The organism is Treponema brennaborense DSM 12168 (genome assembly GCF_000212415.1).
Lineage (GTDB): Bacteria > Spirochaetota > Spirochaetia > Treponematales > Treponemataceae > Treponema_F > Treponema_F brennaborense.
Window position 1 is genome coordinate 148,667 of record NC_015500.1, and the last position, 23,496, is coordinate 172,162.

Annotated in this window: 23 protein-coding genes; 12 read left to right on the plus strand and 11 right to left on the minus strand. The window is 50.8% G+C overall.

Annotated elements, in window-relative coordinates; genetic code table 11:
• Positions 1-45 precede the first annotated feature (45 nt).
• The gene (locus TREBR_RS00620; protein WP_013757302.1) at positions 46-750 is read right to left on the minus strand and encodes a class II aldolase/adducin family protein; all 705 of its coding nucleotides are present in this window, start codon (positions 748-750) and stop codon (positions 46-48) included.
• A 150-nt stretch (positions 751-900) separates the two neighbouring features.
• Between TREBR_RS00620 and TREBR_RS00625 the strand changes: the two genes are divergently transcribed.
• The 6 genes from TREBR_RS00625 (at position 901) to TREBR_RS00650 (ending at position 7,465) form a co-directional block, all read left to right on the plus strand.
• A complete protein-coding gene (locus TREBR_RS00625; protein ID WP_013757303.1) occupies positions 901-1,767 on the plus strand; it encodes a helix-turn-helix transcriptional regulator in 867 nt (288 codons plus the stop codon).
• 287 nt (positions 1,768-2,054) lie between these two features.
• Positions 2,055-2,510: an L-fucose mutarotase gene (gene fucU / locus TREBR_RS00630; RefSeq protein ID WP_013757304.1), complete on the plus strand. Its 456-nt coding sequence runs from the start codon at positions 2,055-2,057 to the stop codon at positions 2,508-2,510.
• A gap of 182 nt (positions 2,511-2,692) precedes the next feature.
• Complete coding sequence (locus TREBR_RS00635; RefSeq protein WP_013757305.1) at positions 2,693-3,772, plus strand: substrate-binding domain-containing protein; 1,080 nt, start codon at positions 2,693-2,695, stop codon at positions 3,770-3,772.
• A 152-nt stretch (positions 3,773-3,924) separates the two neighbouring features.
• Positions 3,925-5,427 (plus strand): sugar ABC transporter ATP-binding protein, encoded by a 1,503-nt coding sequence (locus tag TREBR_RS00640; RefSeq protein WP_013757306.1) that lies wholly within the window; start codon positions 3,925-3,927, stop codon positions 5,425-5,427.
• Between the two features lie 24 nt (positions 5,428-5,451).
• Positions 5,452-6,450, plus strand: a complete 999-nt coding sequence (locus TREBR_RS00645) for an ABC transporter permease (RefSeq protein ID WP_013757307.1) — start codon at positions 5,452-5,454, stop codon at positions 6,448-6,450.
• Positions 6,451-6,481: 31 nt separating this feature from the next.
• On the plus strand, positions 6,482-7,465 hold the full coding sequence (locus TREBR_RS00650; RefSeq protein WP_013757308.1) for a LacI family DNA-binding transcriptional regulator: 984 nt from the start codon (positions 6,482-6,484) through the stop codon (positions 7,463-7,465).
• A gap of 292 nt (positions 7,466-7,757) precedes the next feature.
• Here the strand turns inward: TREBR_RS00650 and TREBR_RS00655 are convergent, their stop codons facing one another.
• Both TREBR_RS00655 and TREBR_RS00660 read right to left on the minus strand, forming a co-directional pair.
• Positions 7,758-8,132 (minus strand): MerR family transcriptional regulator, encoded by a 375-nt coding sequence (locus TREBR_RS00655; protein ID WP_013757309.1) that lies wholly within the window; start codon positions 8,130-8,132, stop codon positions 7,758-7,760.
• A gap of 321 nt (positions 8,133-8,453) precedes the next feature.
• Complete coding sequence (locus TREBR_RS00660) at positions 8,454-10,229, minus strand: 1-deoxy-D-xylulose-5-phosphate synthase (protein WP_013757310.1); 1,776 nt, start codon at positions 10,227-10,229, stop codon at positions 8,454-8,456.
• Positions 10,230-10,532: 303 nt separating this feature from the next.
• Between TREBR_RS00660 and TREBR_RS00665 the strand changes: the two genes are divergently transcribed.
• Entirely contained in the window at positions 10,533-11,540 is a 1,008-nt protein-coding gene (locus TREBR_RS00665; protein WP_013757311.1) for a DUF362 domain-containing protein, read from the plus strand.
• An 11-nt stretch (positions 11,541-11,551) separates the two neighbouring features.
• Complete coding sequence (locus TREBR_RS00670; RefSeq protein WP_013757312.1) at positions 11,552-12,547, plus strand: permease; 996 nt, start codon at positions 11,552-11,554, stop codon at positions 12,545-12,547.
• A gap of 100 nt (positions 12,548-12,647) precedes the next feature.
• On the opposite strand, the gene TREBR_RS00675 is transcribed toward TREBR_RS00670, so the two are convergent.
• Complete coding sequence (locus TREBR_RS00675) at positions 12,648-13,844, minus strand: dicarboxylate/amino acid:cation symporter (protein WP_013757313.1); 1,197 nt, start codon at positions 13,842-13,844, stop codon at positions 12,648-12,650.
• A 126-nt stretch (positions 13,845-13,970) separates the two neighbouring features.
• Entirely contained in the window at positions 13,971-15,260 is a 1,290-nt protein-coding gene (locus TREBR_RS00680; RefSeq protein ID WP_013757314.1) for an L-cysteine desulfidase family protein, read from the minus strand.
• A gap of 271 nt (positions 15,261-15,531) precedes the next feature.
• On the opposite strand from TREBR_RS00680, the gene TREBR_RS00685 reads away from it, so the two are divergent.
• From TREBR_RS00685 to TREBR_RS00695, 3 genes are all read left to right on the plus strand, one after another.
• Entirely contained in the window at positions 15,532-16,428 is an 897-nt protein-coding gene (locus TREBR_RS00685) for a LysR family transcriptional regulator (protein WP_013757315.1), read from the plus strand.
• Between the two features lie 96 nt (positions 16,429-16,524).
• A complete protein-coding gene (locus TREBR_RS00690; RefSeq protein ID WP_013757316.1) occupies positions 16,525-17,613 on the plus strand; it encodes a 30S ribosomal protein S1 in 1,089 nt (362 codons plus the stop codon).
• Positions 17,614-17,842: 229 nt separating this feature from the next.
• Entirely contained in the window at positions 17,843-18,676 is an 834-nt protein-coding gene (locus TREBR_RS00695) for an AraC family transcriptional regulator (protein WP_013757317.1), read from the plus strand.
• Positions 18,677-19,082: 406 nt separating this feature from the next.
• On the opposite strand, the gene TREBR_RS14760 is transcribed toward TREBR_RS00695, so the two are convergent.
• From TREBR_RS14760 to TREBR_RS00710, 4 genes are all read right to left on the minus strand, one after another.
• Complete coding sequence (locus tag TREBR_RS14760; protein ID WP_156786682.1) at positions 19,083-19,283, minus strand: GNAT family N-acetyltransferase; 201 nt, start codon at positions 19,281-19,283, stop codon at positions 19,083-19,085.
• Between the two features lie 91 nt (positions 19,284-19,374).
• Positions 19,375-19,881, minus strand: coding sequence for a DUF3795 domain-containing protein (locus tag TREBR_RS00700; RefSeq protein WP_215904825.1), 507 nt, complete (start codon positions 19,879-19,881; stop codon positions 19,375-19,377).
• Between the two features lie 37 nt (positions 19,882-19,918).
• Positions 19,919-20,248: a type II toxin-antitoxin system PemK/MazF family toxin gene (locus TREBR_RS00705; RefSeq protein WP_013757319.1), complete on the minus strand. Its 330-nt coding sequence runs from the start codon at positions 20,246-20,248 to the stop codon at positions 19,919-19,921.
• A complete protein-coding gene (locus TREBR_RS00710; RefSeq protein WP_013757320.1) occupies positions 20,236-20,484 on the minus strand; it encodes an AbrB/MazE/SpoVT family DNA-binding domain-containing protein in 249 nt (82 codons plus the stop codon). Before TREBR_RS00710 ends, TREBR_RS00705 begins: the two co-directional genes overlap by 13 nt.
• Positions 20,485-20,699: 215 nt before the next feature.
• Between TREBR_RS00710 and TREBR_RS00715 the strand changes: the two genes are divergently transcribed.
• Positions 20,700-21,830: an IS110 family RNA-guided transposase gene (locus tag TREBR_RS00715; protein WP_013757258.1), complete on the plus strand. Its 1,131-nt coding sequence runs from the start codon at positions 20,700-20,702 to the stop codon at positions 21,828-21,830.
• A gap of 269 nt (positions 21,831-22,099) precedes the next feature.
• On the opposite strand, the gene TREBR_RS00720 is transcribed toward TREBR_RS00715, so the two are convergent.
• A complete protein-coding gene (locus tag TREBR_RS00720) occupies positions 22,100-22,843 on the minus strand; it encodes an NERD domain-containing protein (protein ID WP_013757321.1) in 744 nt (247 codons plus the stop codon).
• On the minus strand, positions 22,844-23,296 hold the full coding sequence (locus tag TREBR_RS00725) for a hypothetical protein (RefSeq protein WP_013757322.1): 453 nt from the start codon (positions 23,294-23,296) through the stop codon (positions 22,844-22,846).
• Between the last annotated feature and the right edge of the window lie 200 nt (positions 23,297-23,496).

Below are 23,496 nucleotides of genomic sequence, written 5' to 3' on the forward strand. Positions count from 1 at the left end.
AATAAAAGCCGGCGGCATTTCCGGCAGCTTTTATCGCACCTTTCGCTATTTGTCCGTCGGTTCGTCGTTCCGCGGAGCGAATTTTTTGTATCCGGGATGTCTTCCCGTAACGCCGTAATAACCGCGCAGGTCGATCAGTTTTTTGATGTTTTCACGGCTGATATCGCAGCTGCCGCCGAGGATGATTGCGTTTATGGTGATTTTCGCCCACAATTCGAGGCTTTCCATCCGGTAAAAAGCGGTGATAACGTCCGAACCGACTGCGAGCGCGCCGTGATTTTCAAGCAGCATGACGTCGTGCTCGTCGAGATACGGTTCAATCGCGTCGGGAACTTCGGTCGTCGACGGCGTGCCGTACGGTGTCAGCGGTACGGCACCCAATACGGCTACGTCTTCAATCATGTTGTACATGTCCATGGCCCGGTGTGCCACGGCGAACCCGGTGGCTGCCGGCGGATGCGCGTGGACGACGCTGCCCACGTCCGAACGTTTTTGGTAGCAGCGCAGGTGCATTTTAATTTCGCTCGAAGGGCGCAGCCCCTCTTTCGCTTCAAGCACTTTTCCGCTGCCGTCGATGCGGATGAGCTTTTCCGGCGTAATGAAACTTTTGCTCATACCGGTGGGCGTCGCAAGGTACGTACCGTCGTCAAGTTTTGCCGAAACGTTGCCGTCGTTCGCGGCTACCCAGCCGAGCTGCCACATTTTATGGCAGACGTCGCATATTTGGTCTTTGATTTCTGAAATGTTCATCGGGAAAGCCTCCATGTAAAAGTCCGGATCCGCTGCGTGCTGATGCTGCGCCCTGATTTTGCGGTCTGCTTTGATAATAACATTGCTTTTTTTCCGGTGCTCCGCTTATAATGAGTAAAAGTATGACGATATTCACTTTTGGGGGCGTTTATGAAATATCTGGTCTGCCATGAAAAGGAAACGCGCGGTACGTTCGATTTTCCGATCGAATTGTATTACGTGAATCGATTTCATCCCCGCTACGAAATGCCGTTTCATTGGCATATGGAATGCGAGCTGATTCTGGTGCTGCAGGGACTGTTTGAACTGTCGCTCGACGGCAAGCCGCTTACGCTGCGCGCCGGAGAATCGGCGTTTATTCCCGAAGGCGTCGTTCACGGCGGAATTCCGCGTAATTGCGTGTACGAGTGTCTGGTGTTCGATATGGAACGGTTCGTCAGCGACGGAACGGTTTGCCGCCGTCCGTACGCGGAACTGATCGGTACCGGAATGCATATCAACGGATTGTTTCCGCCGGAGTCGATCGCCGGAGGTACGGTCAAGGCGCTGTTCGACGCGGTTAAAAAAAGGCAGATAGGATACGAGTTCACGACGACCGGTTTATTGTGGCAGCTTATCGGGATCGTGCTGCGCGAAGGTCTGTGTTCGCTTCCGACGGAAGAGGAGCGGCGCAACAGCCGCCGCGCGATGCAGATGAAGAACGCGCTGCGCCGGATACGGACGGATTACGCTTCGGTGCTTACGCTCGAACAGCTTGCCGAAGAGGCGTCCATGGTGCCCCAATATTTTTGCCGCGTGTTCCGGCAGGTAACGGGGCGCACTCCGGTGGATTATTTGAATTATTACCGCATCGAATGTGCGGCCGAACTGCTGCTTTCCACGCAGCTGTCCGTAACCGAAATCGCGCTGCAGTGCGGCTTTAACGACATAAGCTATTTCAGCAAACTGTTCAGAAAATACAAGGACGTATCCGCCAACGCGTTCCGCAAGGAAGGATCGGGCACGGGTTCGTCTTAACACGGAACTCGCCGCCGGCATGTCGCGCTGCGATGTGTCGAGCCGCGCTGCGATGTGTTGCCGCCGGCATGTCGGCAACGGTATGTTGCACCGCCGGTGATGTACTATAAACTGCTGCAAACTGCCGTTGCCGGATCGTCCGATTCGGCCTGAAATGCGATTTCGGCGGAAAAAAAACGGATAAAACGCAAAAAAAAACTTGACAGATGAAAAATTCAGTGCGACCATATAACCAAGTTTGAATGTAATCGTTTACATTTTGTAAATACTTTTTTGGAGTACGTATCATGCTTATAGGCGTTTCACCCGTTATCAGTCCCGATTTGCTCGCCGTTTTACACCGTATGGGTCACGGTGATGAAATCGTGCTTGCCGACGCGTTTTTTCCCGGCGACACGTGCAGTGCGCGTGTGATCCGAGCGGACGGAATCGGAATTCCGCGGCTGCTCGACGGTATTCTTCGGCTTATGAATCTTGATGCATACGTTTCTTCGCCCGTCGCGATGATGGCTCCGGTCGCCGGAGACGAATTGGATATGTCGGTGGAATCGGCTTACAGAGACGTTATCGACCGCCGCTGGCCCGGAACGCCGCCCGTGGAACGTATCGAACGTTTCGCTTTTTACGAGCGGGCGAAAACGGCGTTCGCCGTCGTAGTGACCGGCGAAACGGTCAAATACGGCAACGTCATTCTGAAAAAAGGCGTCGTTCCCGTTTCCGCCGAATTCCGGCAGCAGGGGTAAACGCCGGCGTGCGGACGCTTGCACCGAGTACCGGCGTGCGTCCGCCGTTCGGACGGATTTCCGTTATCCGGCGGCATTTTTCCGTGCGGACGGACCTGCAAGACCGATCCTTTCGTCATTTCTGTTTTTGCGGAAGACCGTACCGGTTTTCCTGAAAATACGCATAAAGGAAGGAAACTACTATGAAGAAAATGGCACTAGTACTGTTCGTGCTGCTTGCTACGGCAGGCATGGTCTTTGCCGGAGGCAAAAGTGACAGCGGTAGCGGAAAAATCGTTATGGGCGCGCTCATCAGAAACCTGAACGAAACGTTCGTCCGCGACTATGCGGATAATCTGAAAAAACTGGCGAGTGCGAACAACGTGGATTTGCGCCTGCTGGACGGCAACGGCGACGTTGCGACGCAGCTGGACCAGCTGAACACGCTGCTGACGCAGGGAGTGAAGTATTTCGTTATCATTCCGCAGGATACGAGCGCAACTGAACAGATGTGCAAAGCTATCCAGGCACGCGGCGGAGCGGCGGCGTTTTCCAATATACAGCCGTCCGTTGCCGCACTGAAAGTCGGAAAGAACTTCTTCCTTGCTTCTTCTCCCGAAACCGTCGCGGGCGACATTCAGGCGCAGATAGCCGACAGCTATTTCAAAAAATATCCCGATCAACTCGGCCCGAATAAGACGATTAACCTGATACTGCTTGAAGGACAGCTCGGCCACCCGGCTCAGGTAAACCGTGAAAAAGGCGCGCTTGAAGGACTGGCAAAACTCGGCTACAACGTGAACATCGTGGCTAAAGATACGGCCAACTGGGGCGCCGCCGAAGCGCAGCAGAAAATGGACGCCTGGATCGCCGCGTATCGCGGTCAGTTCAATCTGGTGCTTGCCCAGAACGACGATATGGCGCTGGGCGCCGTCGAATCCATGCTGACGAACAAATACACCGACGACCCCAACAATATCACCAAAGATACGAACGGTGACGGAACGGTGTTGAAGGTGCCGGTCATCGGTATCGACGCGACGGAAACGGGCAAACGGTCAATGCAGGAAAACAAAATGTACGCGACGGTTCTTCAGGATTCCGTCGGTCAGTCCACGACGGCGTTCGAGCTGGTGTACACGGTGGCCACGAAGGGTACCGCGATCGGTTCCATTGCCAACGGACTGAGCGCCGCTACGCTCGTAACGGGTGAAGATCCGGTTACCGACTGGTCGATTCTGGATCAGTGTTATCTGGTTCCGTTCGTTCCGGTTACCAAGTAAATAATCGGCGGAAACGGGGGCGCCCGCGGGGCGGTGTGAAAGTTCGTGCTTTCAGCGGTGCCGGCGCGCCCCTTTTCCTGTGCAGTTTGCGTTGCAGACATACTTATTTGCGTGTGCGTTCCGGACGCACCGATTCAACTACAGGAAGCAATATGAGTGAAGAATATATTCTCCGGATGGAACACATTACGAAGCAGTTCCCTGGAGTGCTCGCGCTGAACGATGTCAGTCTCAATATCCGGCCGGGAACGGTGCACGCGCTGATGGGTGAAAACGGTGCCGGAAAATCGACGCTGATGAAATGTCTGTTCGGCATCTATCATCCCGATTCCGGCTCCGTAATTTTGCATGATAAGGAAGTCAAATTTCACAGTGCGAAGGACGCCCTCGATTCGGGAATTTCGATGATTCATCAGGAATTGTCGAACGTTCCGCATCGGACGGTCTGCCAGAACATCTGGCTGGGGCGGGAACCGATGCGCCGCGGTACGCCGCTCATCGATCACGGCGAGATGTTCGGAAAAACGGCGGAACTTATGGAACGGCTCGGCCTCGGCATAGACCCGCTGTGTAAAATGGGAACGCTGTCGATTTCGGAACAGCAGTCCTGTGAAATCGTAAAAGCCGTGTCGGCGGGCGCGTCCGTAGTAGTCATGGACGAACCGACTTCGTCGCTTTCCGAACGGGAGGTGGAACATCTTTTCAGAATCATAAACGATCTGCGTTCTCAAGGGGTGGCGATCATTTATATTTCGCACCGAATGAACGAAATATTTCAAATTGCGGATGAAATTTCAGTTATGCGCGACGGCAACATGATCGGTTCGTGGAGCGCCGCGGAACTGAATGAAGATAAATTGATCAATCTGATGATCGGACGCGTAACGACGCAGCGTTTTCCGCCGGTCGAAGCTCGGCCCGGAGACGTTTGCCTGCACGTCGAACATCTGTGTTCAGCCGAACCCAATTCGTTTCAGGATATTACGTTCGATTTGCACCGTTCCGAGATTCTCGGCATAGGAGGCTTGGTCGGTGCGCAGCGTTCCGAACTGGTGGAATCGATTTTCGGTCTGCGGCAGATAAAATGCGGTACCGTTTCGGTCAACGGGCGGCACGTCGCGATTAAATCGCCGAAAGACGCCATCCGCAATAAAATTGGACTGATTACGGAGGACCGCCGCGGAACCGGAATTTTCCCGCTGCTTTCGATCACCGTAAACACGGCGGTTGCCGCGGTAGACAAATATCTGTCGCGATTCGGCTTTATCAGGCACAAAGACGTGGCGGCGAAAACGATGGAACTGAATAAGCTGCTGCATACGAAAACGCCGTCCATGAATTCCAAAATACAGAATCTTTCCGGCGGAAACCAGCAGAAAGTGATCGTGAGCCGCTGGCTCATGACCGATCCGGATATCCTGATCATGGACGAACCGACGCGCGGTATCGACGTGGGTGCGAAGTATGAAATCTACACGATCATGGCGGACCTGGTAAAACAGGGAAAGTCGATCATCATGGTGTCGTCGGAAATGCCGGAATTGCTGGGCATGGCGCACCGCGTTATGGTGCTGTGCAACGGGCGGCTGACCGGTGTGCTGGATAAAAAGGACGCGTCGCAGGAAGCCGTAATGCGTCTCGCCACCCAATTTTAGCGGTCATTTTAATAGGAGAATTGTATGTCCGAAATCAAGAATACGTTAAAACTTTCGCCGAAAGAAATCCTGAACAAATATACGAACTATATCACGTTCGTGGTGCTGTTCGTCGTACTGGGAATTTTGACGCGCGGCGGTTCGCTGCAGCTCGCTTCTCTTCAGAATCTGGTGATCGCCGAATCGGTGCGGGCGTTCGCCGCGTTGGGCGTCGGAATGATCATTATCAGCCGCGGAATCGACTTGTCGATCGGATACGTCGTGTGTCTGACTACGAGCGTTGCGGCTTCGTTCGCGCAGAACGTGGACTATTCGGCCGCCATGTATCCGGGCGTCGCGTTTCCGGTTATCGTACCGATCGTGGCGGGAATCGCCGTGGGCGGTCTGTTCGGTGCGTTCAACGGCGTGCTGGTCGCGTATGCAAAATTACCGCCGTTCATCGCGACGCTCGGTACGCTGTCTCTTGCAAGAGGCGCGCAACTGATTTATACTCAAGCTAAAGTCGTCGGCAGTTTGCGCGACGATTACAAGCATATTGCACAGGGTTTCGTAGGCCCGATACCGAATCTGGTCATTTTCGTCGCCATAGCGGCGCTGATCGTGTTCGTGCTGCTGCGGCATACGAAGATCGGTACGAATCTGTATGCGATCGGCGGTAATCCGCTGGCGGCGCGCGTGGCCGGTATCAACGTAGAACACAATCTGGTGTTCGTGTACTGCTTTGCCGGTCTGCTGTACGGCGTCGCCGGCGTGCTTCAGTCTTCGCGGCTGGGACTCGCGAACTCGCTGACCGGAAACGGTATGGAACTCGACGCGATTGCGGCGGTTACCGTCGGCGGTGTGTCGCAGGCGGGAGGCGTCGGTACGATGGGCGGCATGATAATCGGCGTATTGACGCTCGGTATCATAAATTACGGTATGACGTATTTGAGTATCGATTCGTATTACCAGCTGCTCATGAAAGGCGCGATTATCATTATCGCCGTATTTTTCGATATGCGCAAACATGCTAAAAAATCGTAACGGATCGTTCTAAAGGAGCTGCGTTTCGGAAGTGTTTACAATCAAGGATGTCGCTTCAGATGCCGGAGTTTCAACGGCTACCGTTTCAAGAGTTTTGAACCACGACAGCCGGGTAGCCGGCGTCACCCGCGAAAAAGTAATCACTTCCATTGAAAAACTGGGATACCGCCTGCATCCGGCAGCGCGGTCTCTCAAAGTGGGTGAAACGCGGTTCGTCGGCATCATCGTGCCGGAAGTATCCAACATATTTTTCATGTCGCTGTTCGGATATATGGAAGCCGTGCTGCGCAAGGAAGGTTACACGGCGATATTGTGTTCGTCGGCGAATTCCGTCGCAGGCGAAGTGGAACAGCTCAAGTATCTGACCGACAAATTCGTGGACGGACTCATCGTCATTCCCGCCGGAAACGACGGGACCCATTTTTCCCATTTAAAAGAATGCAACATTCCGATCGTCATGATCGACCGCGAATATGCCGAAGTTGCCGGAGACAGCGTGCTCGTGCGGAACGACGAAGGGACGAAGGAAGCGGTTACCGCGCTGATAGGCGACGGATTCGACCGGATAGGATTTGTCGGCGGAGACGTGAACCAGATGACCAGCCGCGAACGCTTCGAGGGATATAAACAGGCGCTCGCCGCCGCGGGCGTGGCGTTCGAGCCGGAATGCGTGGCGCTGTCCGGTATGGACGTGGAAAGCGGCTATTCGGGAATGAAAGAACTGCTTTCAAAACCGGATCATCCGCAGGCGTTTTTTTTCGTAAACCTGATGGTCGCGCTGGGCGCGGTGCAGTATCTGGTTGAAATGCCCGCCGCCGTTCAGGAAAAAATCGTCTGTGCGAGTTTCGACAACGTGTTCTATTCTTCACTGATGCAGCACTGCCGGTACTTCGTAGCACAGCCGGCGAAGGAAATGGGAACGCTCGCCGCGCAGCTGCTCATAGCGCGCATTCAGCACAAAAGCAGCGGCTCGTATCAGTCCATCAGACTGAAAACGACGCTGATAAAAAAATAACGAAAAAGTCCAAAAAAAAGCTTGCATTTCGGCGGATATGTGGTATCTTATAAGTGTAAGGGGTTGTGTGAAAACGGTCGGCAGAGTGACCGTAAAAACGTACGGCAAGGAGGTCTTATGGATAATCCGCCTGAAACAGCGGTGCGGTCCGGAAACTTCGCTTTGCGGGCAGCCGCGTATTGTTAAAAGTACTACACCTGCTTTGTGCAGGAATATATCGGTTGACCAGAGCGGTTACATGCAGTGCGCATTCCGCAGGTCGATAACAGCCGGCGTGAGGCCGGCTCTTTTTTTATTCCAACGAACTTTCTATCGGATAAACGATATCGTCGTAATGGTCTATTTTGTACGAAAGATATTCGAGCGTTTGCTGCATTTCGGCAATACGCTCTTGCAGCGCCGCCTGCTGTTCGACAAGCAGTGCTTTGCGTGCTTTTTTGGTCGATTCGCCTTGCTGAAAAAGCGATACGTAGTCGATGAGCACTTCCAGCGGAAGACCGGCGCGTCTCATGCATTTGATAAAGCTTACCCAGTTGCAGTCGATTTCGGAATAGCTGCGGATTCCGCCGGCGGTTCGGCCGATCGGCGGAAGCAGTCCTATGCGCTCGTAATAGCGGAGCGTGTCGGTTGAAAGTCCGTATTTCTGCGCAACTTCTGCAATAGTCATGTGATCCTCCCATAAAAAGTCAAGGAGGAACTGTCAATTTCCGCCTTGGCTTTTTACGCAGCTCCGCAGCAAAGTGAGAAACTGCACTTGATAAGAAAGTTTGCAGCGCAAACTTATAAAAGATAAAAACCGACGATATGGTAGGCGGTTTTTATCTTACATTCTTTATGATGAGTTCGGGCGGCGGCGTAATATTAAACGCGGCGGAGCGATTGACGGCTGCGTCGCCCGCCGTGACCGCGATTCGTTCCTCTACCGCGTCGCCCGCTGCTGCAATTGACGGCCGTGCTGTAGTCGTTAATCCGCCGCGCCCGCGCACGGTTATTGTAATACGTTCAGCACGTCTTCGGCAATCTGCGCCGGCATCATACGGTTTTCTTTCAGCAGTTCGGCGGGGTCGTATCTGTCCGGAAAACTTTTGGCCACACCGTAATTCAGCACTTTCATGCCGGATGCGCCGTAAAACGACGCGATTTTTTCACCGAAGCCGCCTTCTTTTACGCCGTCTTCAATCGTAACCGTTACGGAGTGCTCTTTTTTCAGCGATTCAAGCAGCGTCGTGTCCAGTCCGGTGATGAATTTGGGGTTGATCAGCGTGGCGTGTATTCCGCGCTGCGCCAGCAGTTCCGCCGTTTTTTCGCCGGTGCCGTACATGCTGCCGAGCGCCAGAATCGCGACGGTTTCACCCGCGCGGGTTACCTGATACGCGTTCAGTACGGAATAGTCGGTCGTATCTTCGATTCCGGTGGAAACGACGGGTCCGGCGGGAACGCGAATGGCGACGGGGTGTTCGGTCTGCCGCATCGACCAGCGGAGCATGGCGAAATATTCTTCTTCGGAAACCGGTGCCAAGTAGATCAGGTTCGGAATGCTGCCCATCAGCGCGATGTCGAACAAGCCTAAATGCGTAACGTCGTTCATTCCCCAAACGGAAGCCCAAAATACCAGAACGGTGGCCGGGTTGCGGTCTATGCACAAATCCTGAGACAGCTGGTCGTAGGCGCGCTGGATGAACGTTCCGTATACGCCGTACACCGCTTTTCCGCCGTTTTTGGCGATGCCGGCTGCGAGCGCGACGGCGTGTTCTTCGGCTATACCGACGTCTATGAATTGCTTGCCCGCTGCGCGTCGTTTTTCTTCAGTAAAACCGATGACGGTCGGCGTTCCCGACGTAATGGCGGCGACGGTCGGATCTTTTTTCATTTCTGCCAGCAGATACTCCGCCGTCAGCGCGGCGTAATCTTTTTCCCGTACCGCGGAACCGTTCGCCTGCGCAATGCGTTTCGGCATACCGGTGTTTTTGTCGAACGGCGCGCCGTAATGCCACGTTTCCTTGTCTGCTTCCGCCGGAGCGAACCCTTTTCCCTTGACGGTGTGAATATGGACGACGACGGGGCGGGTGCAGTCTTTAACGGCCCGGAACGCGCCGATGAGTGCGTGAACGTCGTTGCCGTCCCGCACGTAGATATACTCGAAGCCCATCGCCTTGAAAAAATTACATGCAGCCGCGCCGTTCGTGTCGCGTAACAGCCGCAGGTTGGCGTACAGTCCGCCGTGGTTTTCCGCAATGGACATTTCGTTGTCGTTGACGACGACGATCAGGTTCGTTCCGTTTTCGGCGGCGTAATCGAGCCCCTCGAACGCTTCTCCGCCGCTGAGCGAACCGTCGCCGATGACGGCGATCACGTTGTACCGTTCGTTTTTCAGGTCTCGTGCTTTTGCAAGGCCCGAAGCGAGACTCACCGACGTCGACGTGTGCCCGATCGTAAAAAAGTCGTGCTCGCTTTCTTTCGGATTTGAAAAGCCCGTTACGCTGCCGTACTTCGCGGAGTCCGTAAACGCGGCTTTCCGGCCGGTAAGCATTTTGTGGGCGTAACTTTGGTGCGAAACGTCGTAAACGATTTTGTCTTTCGGCGAGTCGAACACGTAGTGCAGCGCGGTCGTCGCTTCAACCATGCCCAAATTCGGGCCGACGTGTCCGCCGCGTACGCTCAGTTCTTCGATCAGTGCGGATCTCAGTTCCGCACACAGACTTTCCAATTCGCTTCCGTGCAGTTTTTTTACGTCTGCCGGAGAATCGATGTGTTCCAAATACATATGTGTCTCTTTATCCTTATAATTTCCGATTGCTGCCGTAACCGGTTGCAGGGTATGACGTAAAGATACGTGTTGGAGTTAACTCCAAGTCAAGCACATTCCTTTTTTTTTGAAAATATTTTTCTTGACTTAGAGTTAACTCCAGGTTGTAAAATTACCTGAATGTGTAAAAACGGGAACAGCCGGTACGCGGCTGATTCCTTTTTGCGAATAAAGTTGCGCTGCGCGTCGTTCTTGATTGCAGTTTTCGGTATTTTTATCATACATTGACTGTCGGGCTGTGCCCGTTTTCTCGGAGGCTCTATGAAATTGTCGAAAAAAAAGGCGTTCGTACTTAAAAGTGCGGCGCTTGTCCTGCTGCTGAGCGTATGCGCCGGCAGCGCTGCCGCCCAAAATGTACGGAACGTGCCGGTGGCGCTTGAGCACGAGCGGGCAGCCGGTCCCGTCGTGTATATGACTGCCGAAATCAGTCCCGCGAGTTTGCAGCGGGTGTACGAAGCGCTCGGTCGCAAAGCCGCCGCTTCAACGCCGGACGGCAAAGTTGCGGTAAAAATTTCCACGGGCGAGCCCGGCGGTAAGAATTTTTTGCAGCCGGCGCTGATCGGAAAATTCATCCGGGATTTGAACGGCACGATCGTCGAATGCAACACTGCGTACGGCGGACGGCGTGCGAGCACCGCGCTGCATAAACAGGTGCTCGCCGATCACGGTTTTACGGCCGTCGCGCCGTGCGATATTTTGGATGAAGACGGTTCAACTTCCATTCCGGTAACCGGCGGTATCAGGATAAAAGAAGCGTTCGTCGGTTCCCATTTCGATCGGTACGATTTTTATGTTATCCTTTCCCATTTCAAAGGACACGCGATGGGCGGGTTCGGCGGCGCGATAAAAAATATCGCCATCGGAATGCAGTCGTCGATGGGCAAGGCGTGGGTTCACTCCGGAGGCAAAAGTAAAACCAATCCCTGGGGCGGAAAGCAGGACGAATTCCTTGAGGCGATGGCGGAAGCGACCAAAGGGTTCGCCGATTATCAGGGTGAGCGGATATTGTATATCAACGTCATGAACCGTCTTTCCGTCGACTGCGACTGTGATGCGAATCCCGCCGAACCCGATATGCACGATATCGGTATTCTTGCGTCGCTGGATCCGGTTGCCCTCGATCAGGCGTGCGTCGATTTCGTGTACGCGGCGGCTGACGGAGGTTCGCTCCGGCAGCGCATCGAAAGCCGCAACGGTATTCACACGCTGGAACACGCCGCCGCTGTCGGTTTGGGCAGCTGCACGTACCGGCTCGTTCGGCTTGAGTAGGACGGCGCCGTATGTGGGAAATCGTCAGGCGGGAATGCGTTTATCTGTGGTATTACGTGTGCCTGCAAGTGCAGCTGATCGTTCCGTATTGGGTGCTCGGATTGCTGCTCGGTTCCGCCGTGTCGGTGTTTTTGAAAGACCGCATCGCTTCGCTGTTTTTGGCTTCGGCGCGAACCTCTGAACCGCAAAACGCTGAATTGCGAACCGCTGAATTGCAAAACGCCGCACCGCGGTTCGGCGGGAAAAAAAACGCTGAACCGCGAACCGTTTCTTTCAGGGGACTCGTACCGGCGAGCCTGCTGGGCATCGCTTCTCCGCTGTGCATGTACGGAACGGTTCCGCTCGCGGCGTCGTTTTCGGTCGCCGGAGCGGGCGACGGTATCCTCGCCGCGTTCATGACCGCTTCGGTACTGCTCAATCCCCAGCTTTTGCTGTATACGGCGGCGTTGGGAAAAACGGCGGTTGCGGTCAGATTCGCGTCGTGTCTGCTTTGCGGAGTGGCGGCGGGATTCGCCGTCCGTCTGTATTGCCGCGTGCGCGGCAAGCCGTTTTTTAAGTTTACCGGTTTTTCTGCCGCGACGAGTCGCGATACGGATCCGAACGCGGCGCTGCGGTATCTTAAAAATCTGTGGCGGAACGTAAGGGCGACCGGACCGTGGTTTCTGGCGGGTATCGCGGCTGCGGCTGCGTATCAGCGGTACGTTCCCGCGGAAGTCGTGGGGCGCCTGTTCGGAAAACACGAAGCGTTCGGACTGCTCACGGCCGCGGCGCTCGGCGTTCCGTTGTACGTGTGCGGCGGCGGTACCGTCGCGCTGATGGCCGGCTGGCTTGCAGACGGGATGAGCATGGGCGCTGCCGCCGCGTTCATGATCAGCGGTCCGGCGACGAAAATAACCAATCTGGGTGCGCTCAAAACGGTTCTCGGTTCGGGCCATTTTTTTGCGTACATCGGTTTTTCCGTCGTGTTCGCCGCCGCTGCCGGTTTCGTTACCGATCTGTTCTGTTAAACGTCCGACCGGCGATCCGGCAGATCGCCGCCGCGCACGGATTGCCGCGCGGCGGCCCACTGCGCGGCGGTCTGTTACCGTACGGTTTTACCGTATGTTCCTACAGTACGGCGGTTCCGCTTTCCTGTTTTTTGATGCCGTGCTTTTCGGCGAATCCCGTCAGTATCAGCGTGAGCGCGCCGTCTCCGGTAACGTTGCAGGCGGTGCCGAAGCTATCCTGCAGCGCGAATATGGTCAGCATGAGCGCCGTTCCGCTTTCATCAAATCCCAGAACGCTGATGATGAGACCGAGCGACGCCATAACGGTACCGCCGGGTACGCCCGGCGCGCCGATGGCGAAAATGCCCAGCAGAACGCAGAACAGTACCATCGTTCCGACGGAGGGGACGGCACCGTACAGTATCTTTGAAACCGTCATCACGAAAAATACTTCGGTCAGAACGGAACCGCACAAATGGATGTTGGCGAACAGCGGAATGCCGAAGTCGACCATATCACCGCGCAGCGTGGGCTGCGATTTTTTTGCACAACGCAACGCGACGGCGAGCGTTGCGGCGGAAGACATCGTGCCGACCGCCGTAATGTACGCCGGCCCGTAATTCTTGATAACGGCGAGCGGATTTTTCCGCGAATAAATTCCCGCCGCTCCGTACAGCAAGGCGAGCCAAATATAGTGGCCGACCATAACGATGAGGACGACTTGCAGAAACACCGGCAGCTGTTTGGTGATAGTACCTTCGTATGAAAGCGCGCAGAACGTAAACGCAATGAACACCGGCAGCAGCGGAATGACGACTTTAGTTACGATAACCAGTACGATTTCCTGAAATTCGTCCAAAATGCCGGTGATGAGTTTGGCCTTCGTCCAGGTAGCGGCCAAACCGAGCAGCAGCGAAAATACGAGCGCGCTCATGACCGGAATGATCTGCGGAATGTCGAGGCGGAACAGGATGCCGGGCAGATCTTTCAGCCCGGTAACGTCGGAAGAAATGGAAAGATGCGGTATCAGTATGAATCCCGCCGTCATGGAAAAAAGCGCGGCGCCGAGCGATGAAACGTACGCAATCAGTACCGCTATACCGAGCATTTTGGACGCGTTGCTGCCCAGCTTCGTGATCGACGGGGCGATAAACCCGATGATGATCAGCGGTACGCAGAATACGATAACCTGATTCAGAACGTACTTGATCGTTACGACGACGTGCATGACACTTTCGGTGGCGACAAGCCCTGCCAGAATACCGAGTACGACCCCCAGCAGCAGCTTGAACGGCAGACTCTTCACGATGTTTTTCATATTTAGCCTCCTTAAAAATTCCGCGCAGCGAATCATCCGCCGTTCCGTACACGCCGGTCGCCCCGAGACCGAGCGCAGTAATCGCGCCAGACCGGATACGCCGAACGTGCAGGAAACAGGGTTCCGCTACGATTCTATCATCATTTTTATAATCTGTTCGTTGGTTTCTCTCATACCTTCTTTACCCAGCCGTCCGATATTTTTGAGCGTCGCTTCCACCCCTTTGGTAACGATTCCGTCACCGCCGTAAAACTGCTGTCCGTGCGCGTACATATCGTAGCCGAGAATTCCCGCTTCTATGGAAGAGGCGATTTTCGCCGCACACGAAGCTTTTGCGCCGTCGCACACGATGCCCGATACGATTGCGAGCGCGTTGACGACGGTGTGTATCACTTCCTCATAGCCGCCGCCGGACAGATACGCAATGCCCGCGCCCGCGCCCGCGCCGGCGTTGACTGCGCCGCAGTACGCCGACAATCTGCCGATAGGCGTTTTGACGTGAATGGCGGTCAGATTCGAGAGCGTGAGCGCGCGCAGCAGTTTTTCCCTGCCGGTGTTCAATGCTTCGGCGTACACGATCAGCGGTACCGACACCGTAATGCCCTGATTGCCGCTGCCGGAATTGATGACCACCGGCAGTTCGCAGCCGTTCATTCGGGCGTCCGATCCGGCGGCGGCCATCGCTTTCGCTTTACCGGCGACAGTACCGCCCGCGCTCGTCATAAGTACTTTACCGATGTTCGCTCCGTAATCGCCGCGAAGTCCTTCTTCGGCAATAGCCAGATTATACTGCATCTGCCGTTCGAGTACGTCGCGCACGTCGCCCACGTCGACGGTCGTGCTGAAATCCCAAATATCGGCCATGTTGAGCAGTTCCCGGTTCGTCAGAGATTCGGTTTCCGCCGTTACTTCGCGCTGTTCGAGGATCCGGCCGTTTTTTTCTATCCGGACGATGTTCGTGTGATAGTTCGCGATTCGGACGAGCGCCGTTTCCCCGCTCTCCGTTCCGCCGTCCGCGTGCAGTTCGACGATAATGTCGAACGTAATGCCGTTATCCACGTGTTCGACGGTAACGGGTGTTTCCGTCATAAATGATTTGATGCGGGCGATTTGGGCGTCCGTGACTTCGGCAAGAACTTCAAGCTGTTTTTCAGGATTTCCGGCGACGATTCCCGCCGCCGCTGCCGCCGCGATGCCTTTCAGCCCGCCGGTGTGCGGTACGATGACCGACTTGACGTTTTTGAGGATGCTTCCGCTGACGCCGACGGTAACGCGGTCGGGCAGCGTTCCGAGTACCCGGCGCGCTTCGGCCGCCGCGTAGGCGACGGCGATCGGTTCGGTGCAGCCCATCGCCGAAACCAGTTCTTCTTTCAGTATCTGCACGTATGCGGCATATTTTTCGTCTGTTTTTTTCATGAGAATGCTCCCGGATTTTCATTGCAACGATGTTGCTTTTTCTGTCGTTTTTACTGTAGCATGGATATGACTATATGTAAAATTAAATGTTTTTATTGAAACGTTTAATTATTTTTAATAATCGGGCAACCGAGCAATTGAACAATTGAACAATCAGGCAATTGAACAATCGGGCAATTGAACAATCGGGCAATCGGAAACCCGAGCCGCCGGCAGTCGGAAACTTGGGTAACCGAAATTCAGTCTGCGCGGCAATCGCCGGAGGCAGCGTATGGAAATCCGTGAATTGAAAACTTTTCTGCAAGTCGCAAAGCAGAGCAGCTTCTGCAAGGCCGCCGACGTTTTGGGCTATTCGCAGGCGGCGGTTACGATTCAAATCAAAAGTCTTGAAAGAGATCTGGGCGTGCAGCTGTTCGATCGTATCGGAAAGCGGATTTCGCTGACGCACGCGGGCACGACGTTTTATCAGTACGCGCTGAACGTGATCCGCGATTTAAATCACGTGAAAGGGATGCTTTCCGAGTCGGCCCAGCTGCAAGGAATGCTGGTTATCGGCACGATAGAATCCGTGTGCAGTTCGCTGCTTCCGCCGCTCGCCGCTGAATTTCACCGGCTGTATCCGAACGTCGCGCTGAAAATCGTCGTCGACACGCCAAATGTACTGCTTTCCATGCTGAACGCAAACACCTTGGATCTGGTGTACTTTCTTGACCGGCGGATATACGACGCAAAATGGATCAAAGTGCTGGAACAGCCGGAAGCGGTTATTTTTGCCGCTTCAACCAGATTTCCGCTCGCCGGAAAAAAGCAGCTGTCCATAGACGAGGTTATCGCGCAGCCGATGCTGCTGACCGAGTACAACGCCAGTTACCGGCTGGCGCTGGAACAGCGGCTCGCTGCCGCCGGTAAAAGTATTCGGCCTTTTTTGGAAATCGGCGATACGGGTTTTATCGTTACGCTGCTGCGGGACAACGCGGGCGTTTCGTTTTTGCCGGAATTTACCGTCCGTGCCGATATTGCGTGCGGTTCGCTTACCGCGCTCGACGTGGCCGATTTTCAGCTGCGTACGTGGCGGCAGCTGGTTTACCACAAGGATAAATGGGTCAGCCGTGAAATGAAAGCGTTTATCGCCCTGGTGCAGGAAAAAGAACTCGGCGCGGATGCGTGAACGCGATTCGTGCCACGCGGTGCGCTTCGTACGGCGATTGTGCTTGCACACATGCCCGATTTTTTCTATAGTCTATGGATACGATAGGAGCGTGACATGAAATTTTTGGAACCCGGGCAGGAAATAGAGACGACGGTGGTTGCCGTTTCAGCGGATAGTATTTTTCTCGATTTGAATATGAAAAGCGAGGGCGTTGCCGATCGCGCCGAATTTACCGATGCGGACGGTAAGCTTACGGTAAAAGAAGGCGATACGGTAAAAGTTTTTTTCATGGGTGATAAAAACGGCGAAATGCGTTTTACCGCCAAAATCAGCGGCGACAAGGCCGATAAAACCGTGCTCGAAAACGCGTATAAAAGCGGTATCCCCGTCGAGGGTCACGTTGAAAAAGAAATTAAAGGCGGTTTTGAAATTAAGATAGGAACGAGCCGCGCGTTCTGTCCGTATTCGCAGATGGGTTTCAGACAAAAAGAAAGTCCCGATTTTTATATCGGTAAATCGCTGCCGTTCAAGATTCAGGAATACAAGGAAAACGGCCGGAACATTCTGGTGTCGAACCGCGTGATGGGTGAAGAATCGTATGAAGAAAATTTGGCGAAATTGCAGGAAACGCTGAAAATCGGTTCTACGGTGGCCGGCGTTATAGAGGCCGTTCAAAGCTACGGCGCGTTCGTCGATATCGGCGGATTCAGGGCGCTGCTGCCCGTTTCCGAGATTTCGCACAGCCGCGTGGACGATATCCGCAGCGTGCTTTCCGAAGGACAGAAAATCGAAGCGCAGATTATCAAACTCGATTGGAATAACGAACGGATTTCGCTCAGTCTGAAGGCACTTGAGCGCGATCCGTGGGACGACGTTGTGCGCAAATATCCGGCAGATTCAAAACACGCGGGGACGGTTTCGCGGATTGCCGAATTCGGTCTGTTCGTTGCACTGGAACCGGGGGTGGACGGGTTGGTTCACGTTTCCGAGCTGGAAGACGCAAACCGGAACACGAATCTGCGTAAGCTCTATAAAATCGGCGACAAACTGTCGGTCGTGGTCAAAGCGGTCGACGCGGAGCAGAAACGCTTGTCGCTGAAACCCGCGGCTTCGAGCGAACAGGACTCGTCGGCGGCGAAATATCTGAAAAATCAGGACGATTCGGACACGTATAATCCGTTCGCCGCGCTGCTCAAAAAATAACGCCGCGCCGACAGGTACCGCAGCCGCGTGCGGTAGTGCCGGTGCGACTCGCCGCCATGACCGCTGCGGTTAGCAATACCGCAATTCGTTTTACACACTTCATTGAATCCTCTCGTGTTTTTTATCTTTCACGAGGTATAACACGGAAAAATCGGAAATTTGTTACTTTAAAAAATAATGGGCCGTCCGCGGAGGTGACGGAAAAGCGAATTTCCTTTATCGTATACCCATGATTACGTGTGAAATCGTGAACAAGGCGATAGACTTCATACTGGCCAATTTACGGAACGATATTTCGGTGGACGACGTCGCCGCGTACTGCGGATATTCCAAATTCCATTTCTGCCGTTTATTCAAAACGCAGACCGGTGAGAGCGTGTACGCGTTCGTCAAACGGATGCGGATGGAACAATGTGCGTTCCGGCTTAAAGTGGAGCGGCACCGCACCGTGAGCGACATCGGAATCGATTACGGTTTGAGTTCGTCGAACTTTGCGACGCTTTTCAGGGAATTTCAGGACACGTCGCCGTACTATTTCCGAAAAGGTGCCGTCCGGCGTTCCGTGGAACATCCGTTTTTTCACGCGGAAAACGACGAACTCGAATCGTTCGACGAATGCCGGAAAAAAATCACCATAGAAATGCTGCCCGATTATCACGTGGTTTATGAGCGCCGAAAAGGCAATTATCACAATTTATCGGGCGACTGGTGCGCGTTTATTGAAAAATACGGAACATATCATACTGAAAACAGCCTGCTGTTCGAGCGCACCTACAGCGACCCGTCCGTTACCGACGCCGATAGCTGTTTGTACGATATCTGTATGGAAGTGCCGCTCGGCTGTCCGCTTGAAAACACGTGCACGCTGACCGGCGGAAAGTTCGCCGTGTACCATTTCAACGGATCTCCGAAACTGATATTCGCCGCGTATCAGAGCGTGTTCAACGTATGGATGCCGTGCACGGGCGCGCTGACCGACAATCGGTACGGGTTCGACATTTACCGGAATGTCGCCGCCGACGCGTCGCATATGGAAATCGATTTGTGTATTCCGATTTGCTGAACCTGCGCGCCTCCCGGCCGCAGCGATGCCATTCCGGCGGCGATAGTGACCTGTGCGGGTTTTGCCGAAGCGGATTGGCAATGTCAGATTGAAGCAGTTGTCAGATGAAAATTCTTATTTTCCCATAGCCTTATCCCAACGGTTGTCAAGACAAACACTTACATCAATTGTTGCAGGGCTCGGTGCATTTTGTGCTTGAGTGCAGTTTTCAAGTTTTACGATCTTACATTCCTGTTTCCGTTTTTTCAGTGTTTCTGCAAGTTCAGCTGCAACATGATATTCGGTAAAGGAACAGCGATTTGAATAATAAACGACATATCTCTTTTTATGTTCGCACTTTCACTTTCTTGCAGAATCATTAAAACTCATAGCAAGAAGACTATATCCGTAGGGAAGGACGTCGCATTCAACAAATCCCTGTTTTAAAAGCCATTTTGTGTCGCTCAAAAAATGCAGTTTTTTGTTCCGACAACAGCAACAATTCCGCTCTTTTCATTTTTTTGGCTTCCGTTATCACATATTCCAATAATGCTTTTCCATGACCTTTTCCTTTATATTGTCCCGATACCAAAAAGCATCCAAGTGCATAGTAATTCGACGCCGAGATTGGAAGTCAGGCTTTTTCGGACGGACCATATTCAATAAAAGCTTTTACCCGCTCGTTTAATTTTCTAACGTCAGATTCAGATAGCTCCTTTTTACTCCTTATCTGAATCTGAGCAAATTTGCACCGCCTGATCAGCGTCGTTCATTCTTGTTTTTCCGCATTCCGTACATACAGTATCATGCAATGATATTATACCGTCACAGTCTGAACAGCCGTATTTTTGTATCTGTGTTTCCATAAGGTGCGGTATGCCTTGTTCCTTTGCAATTCTGCTGTTTTCAACAAGGCTTTCACAATATCGTTGATTATAGCTTTTTTCAAGGTTTTTTATCAGCCTGCACGGAAAATCACTGCATTCAAAGCAATAGGACAGGGATTTTTCTTTGACACACTCTTTAATCTTACATTTGCGGCAATGTTGCGGCTTTCCCTTGCTTTCAAGCAGACATCCCTGGCAAGGTTGGTGCGTTTTTTTTGTATGGCAATGTTTATAACAGACCAGACAGTTCATACCGCACGGCGCAAGCATTTCCGTATCAATTTTCACAGGCATTTTCATTAGCCTTTTCCTCCCTTCCGTCCTTTTATCATTTTTCAAAAACCGCTTTTCCTACAATCGCGTTAGACGAGTGATTCTAATCAATGAGCATTTCCATCAAGACTTCTTTCACTTTCTTTATTGTTTTTGTTTCAATCTTTCCCACCTTCTTCACTAAGCGAACCTTGTCTATTGTTCGTATTTGATCCAACACAATCCACCCTTGCTTTTCTGCAAATTTCAATTGTACTCGCGTTGGAAAACTGTGTGATTTCGTTGTCATAGGTGCAACGATTACTGTACTAATATGATGATTCATTTCATTTGGCGAGAGCACTAAACAAGGTCTTGTTTTCTGCATATCATGTCCCATCGTTGGGTCTAAATCAATGAGAAATACTTCATATTGATTAACTACCATACCCATTCAAATGCCTCGGATTCAATCGGAGCCTCATCAATGATAGTATCCTCATTTGTTTGATGCATGTTGATAAATGATTCATTCCAGCCTTGCCGAGCTTTTGACTTTACTGGTTTAAGCACAATCTTGCTGTCTTCTATTTCTAATTCGAGCTTATCCTTTACTTGTAGTTGATCTATGACTGTTTTGGGCAGTCTTATTCCTTTGGAATTACCTATTACGACAAGCGACACTAGCATATGATTAACTCTTTACACAATAAGTAATTATATTGTTATTACATCACGAAGTCAAGGCTTTTTCGCCGCAGGCGTCCGCCCAACAGTTGCTTGACCTGCGATGCGCCATAGCCGAGTCAGACAATATGAAGAGACCTCCAGTATGTTATTAATCGCGGATTAGCAGCATACTGGAAACCAATACGTGCATACCGCACACAAACGGAGGCCCCTTCATGAATAGAATAGTTTATATTGGAATGGATGTCCATAAGGACACGTACAGTCTTTGCAGTTTTGACTCTCATGAAAACTATATGTTTTCAGAGACAACGATTAAATCAGAGACTACTGCAGTACTTGCATATATTAAGACGATCGAAAATCGTTTTAAGGATGATGATGTGATGGTCGTCTGCGGATACGAGGCAGGGCCAACTGGATTTTCATTATGTCGAGAGCTCCAAAAGAAAAATATATCCTGCGTTGTTATGGCGCCATCATCACTGCCTAAATCGACAGATGATAAAAAAAGAAAAACTGATAAAATCGATGCTCGTCAGCTCGCCCTGCATTTAGCCCATAACACCTATAAATCAGTGAACGTCTTAACGCCAGAAATGGAAACGATTAAGGAATTAACCCGAACCAGAGCTACCGCATTGAAAGCCCAAAAGAGAGCAAAGCAAATTTTGCTGTCCTTCTTACTGAGAAAAGGCATGGTATATCCCTATGGCAACAGATCTAAATACTGGACGCAAAAGTTTTATGCTTGGCTCAAGACTCTCGAGTTCACTAATGATATCGAACGCTACTCTTTTGAAGAATATCTTTCCGAGGTCAATCACCAAATGAGCAGGGTATCCAGGCTCGATGACAAAATCGCAGAAATTGCGGAAACCCCCTTAATCAAAGATGACGTTAAAAAACTATGCTGTTTCAGCGGTATCAGCATTCTTACCGCCGTAACTCTTATTTCTGAGGTCGAAGACTTCAATCGTTTTGAAAAGGCAACGTATTTCGCAAGCTATCTTGGTTTATGTCCGGGTATTCATGCAAGTGGTTTATCAAGCCAAAACAGGGGAATCACAAAGGCAGGAAATAAACACTTGCGATGTCTATTGATCGAGGCCGCACAATCCATGAGCCACTCGCAGTTATGCGGGAAAAAATCGCTTCGTTTATTAGCGCGGCAGAAAGACATGAATCCTTTGATTGTTTTCTATGCCGATAAAGCCACCGAACGTATCAAACGAAAAAGGAACTCAATGATTTTTCGTGGTGTCAACCCAAACAAAGCGACGACTGCAGCCGCCCGTGAAATGGCCTGTTTTATTTGGGGAATGATGACGAATAATATTGCATAATTATTGTGTTTTGCTCGGGGACAAAGTTTGACGATTACGCTATTCAAGTCATCGTCGATTCAACCGTAAGGACAGTTCTTTTTATTACAAAGATCTGAATCCTATTGTCAGAGAGGACGGACTTATTTCTGGCGGACCATTGACCTGTGGTATCCAATCCACGTATATGAGAGTGGTCAAGCCGTTATAAATCGTCAGCTTTGTCCCTTTTCTATGTTGACAGAGGTCTCATCATATGAGGTTGAAGCGATTGTTATACGTTTATTTTTCTAATACTTCATGGTAAATCTACAATTTGGATAATTTGAGCATCCATAAAATTTACCATATTTTCCTTCTCTTAATTTCAATTCCGAATTACATCTCGGACAAATTAAGCTTTCCTTTTTTAATTGTTTTTCAAAAATACTTTGATGAATTTCTTCTACATGCTCTTTTTTAGCACCTTTCTCTGTTATTTTTTTTGATTCTAGTAAATTCTTAATTTGTAGAACTTCTTCATTTGTTAAGCATTTTTCTGTGCTGTAATTTCTAATTGTTTGATTTAATGAAGATTCATAAATTACAGGAACTGACGATTCTATATCTTTCAATGTTGCATTTCCGGAAAAAACAACAATTGGATAATACCTTATTTTCTTATATTCAAATAAAATATCTTTTAGCGCATAAATATGACTCCAATTTTGTTTAACTGGATTTCTAAACTTATGCTTTTCTTTGAAAAGAACCTGTGTCCAGTATTCTGATTTTTCATTTCCAAAAATCCATCCTTTATAATTTTTTGTTTCTATTACAAAAATTCCGTATTCCGATAAAACTAAGTGATCAATTTGGGAAGTTGATCCTTTTGAATTCCTTATCATCATGTCGTGCAAAGAAATACATTCAAAATTAAGAAAACTTAATATTGTATTTACTTTGAACTCTCCAACAGAACCTTTAATCTTTGAAGAGTTAACTCTAAATATAATTACAATAATTACGATTAAAATTACTAATAATATGCTCATTTATTCTGTTTTATCGGACATGTTTTCAAAGAAAGCAAAATCTTTTTCTGTTATTACCTTTCCCCACCATGTAAAATCATCTTTTCCAGTAATTGTTACCAAAAGAACAATTGCTTCTGTTGCGTAAGCATTATCTGCACATATTACTAGATAGTATTCTCCTTTCTTATAATCCCATTCATTTAAAGCTTTTCTGCATAACCATAAATTGTTTCTTGTTAGTTTTGAGATATTTCGTATATCTTCAGGAAATTTATTTTTAAATTCTTCTATCATTTCATCATCAACTTCAGTTGAATCGCCTAAAAAAATTGCAGCTGCAACTCCTTTGAAATTATTATCATAATCGCCATCTTGAATCGAAGAATAGTACTTTAAATCTGTATTTTGGGCAAAACAGTTTTCCATATTAATTATTAGTAAGAGTGGTAATAAACAAAAAAGCCTTTTCATTCTCTATTCTCCTTTCAGCGCCGGATCGTCCGGCGTCCGTATAACATTTCTTCGTCGGTTCCGCATAACATCCTCACAACCCTGCTTTCCGTCAGTATAAAATGCCGTTCTGTTTTGATTATTCATTATATTACCATAAATTGTCTGTTTTTACAAAAATTTTACGAAGATCCGTAAAAATGAATCATATGACTCCGTTG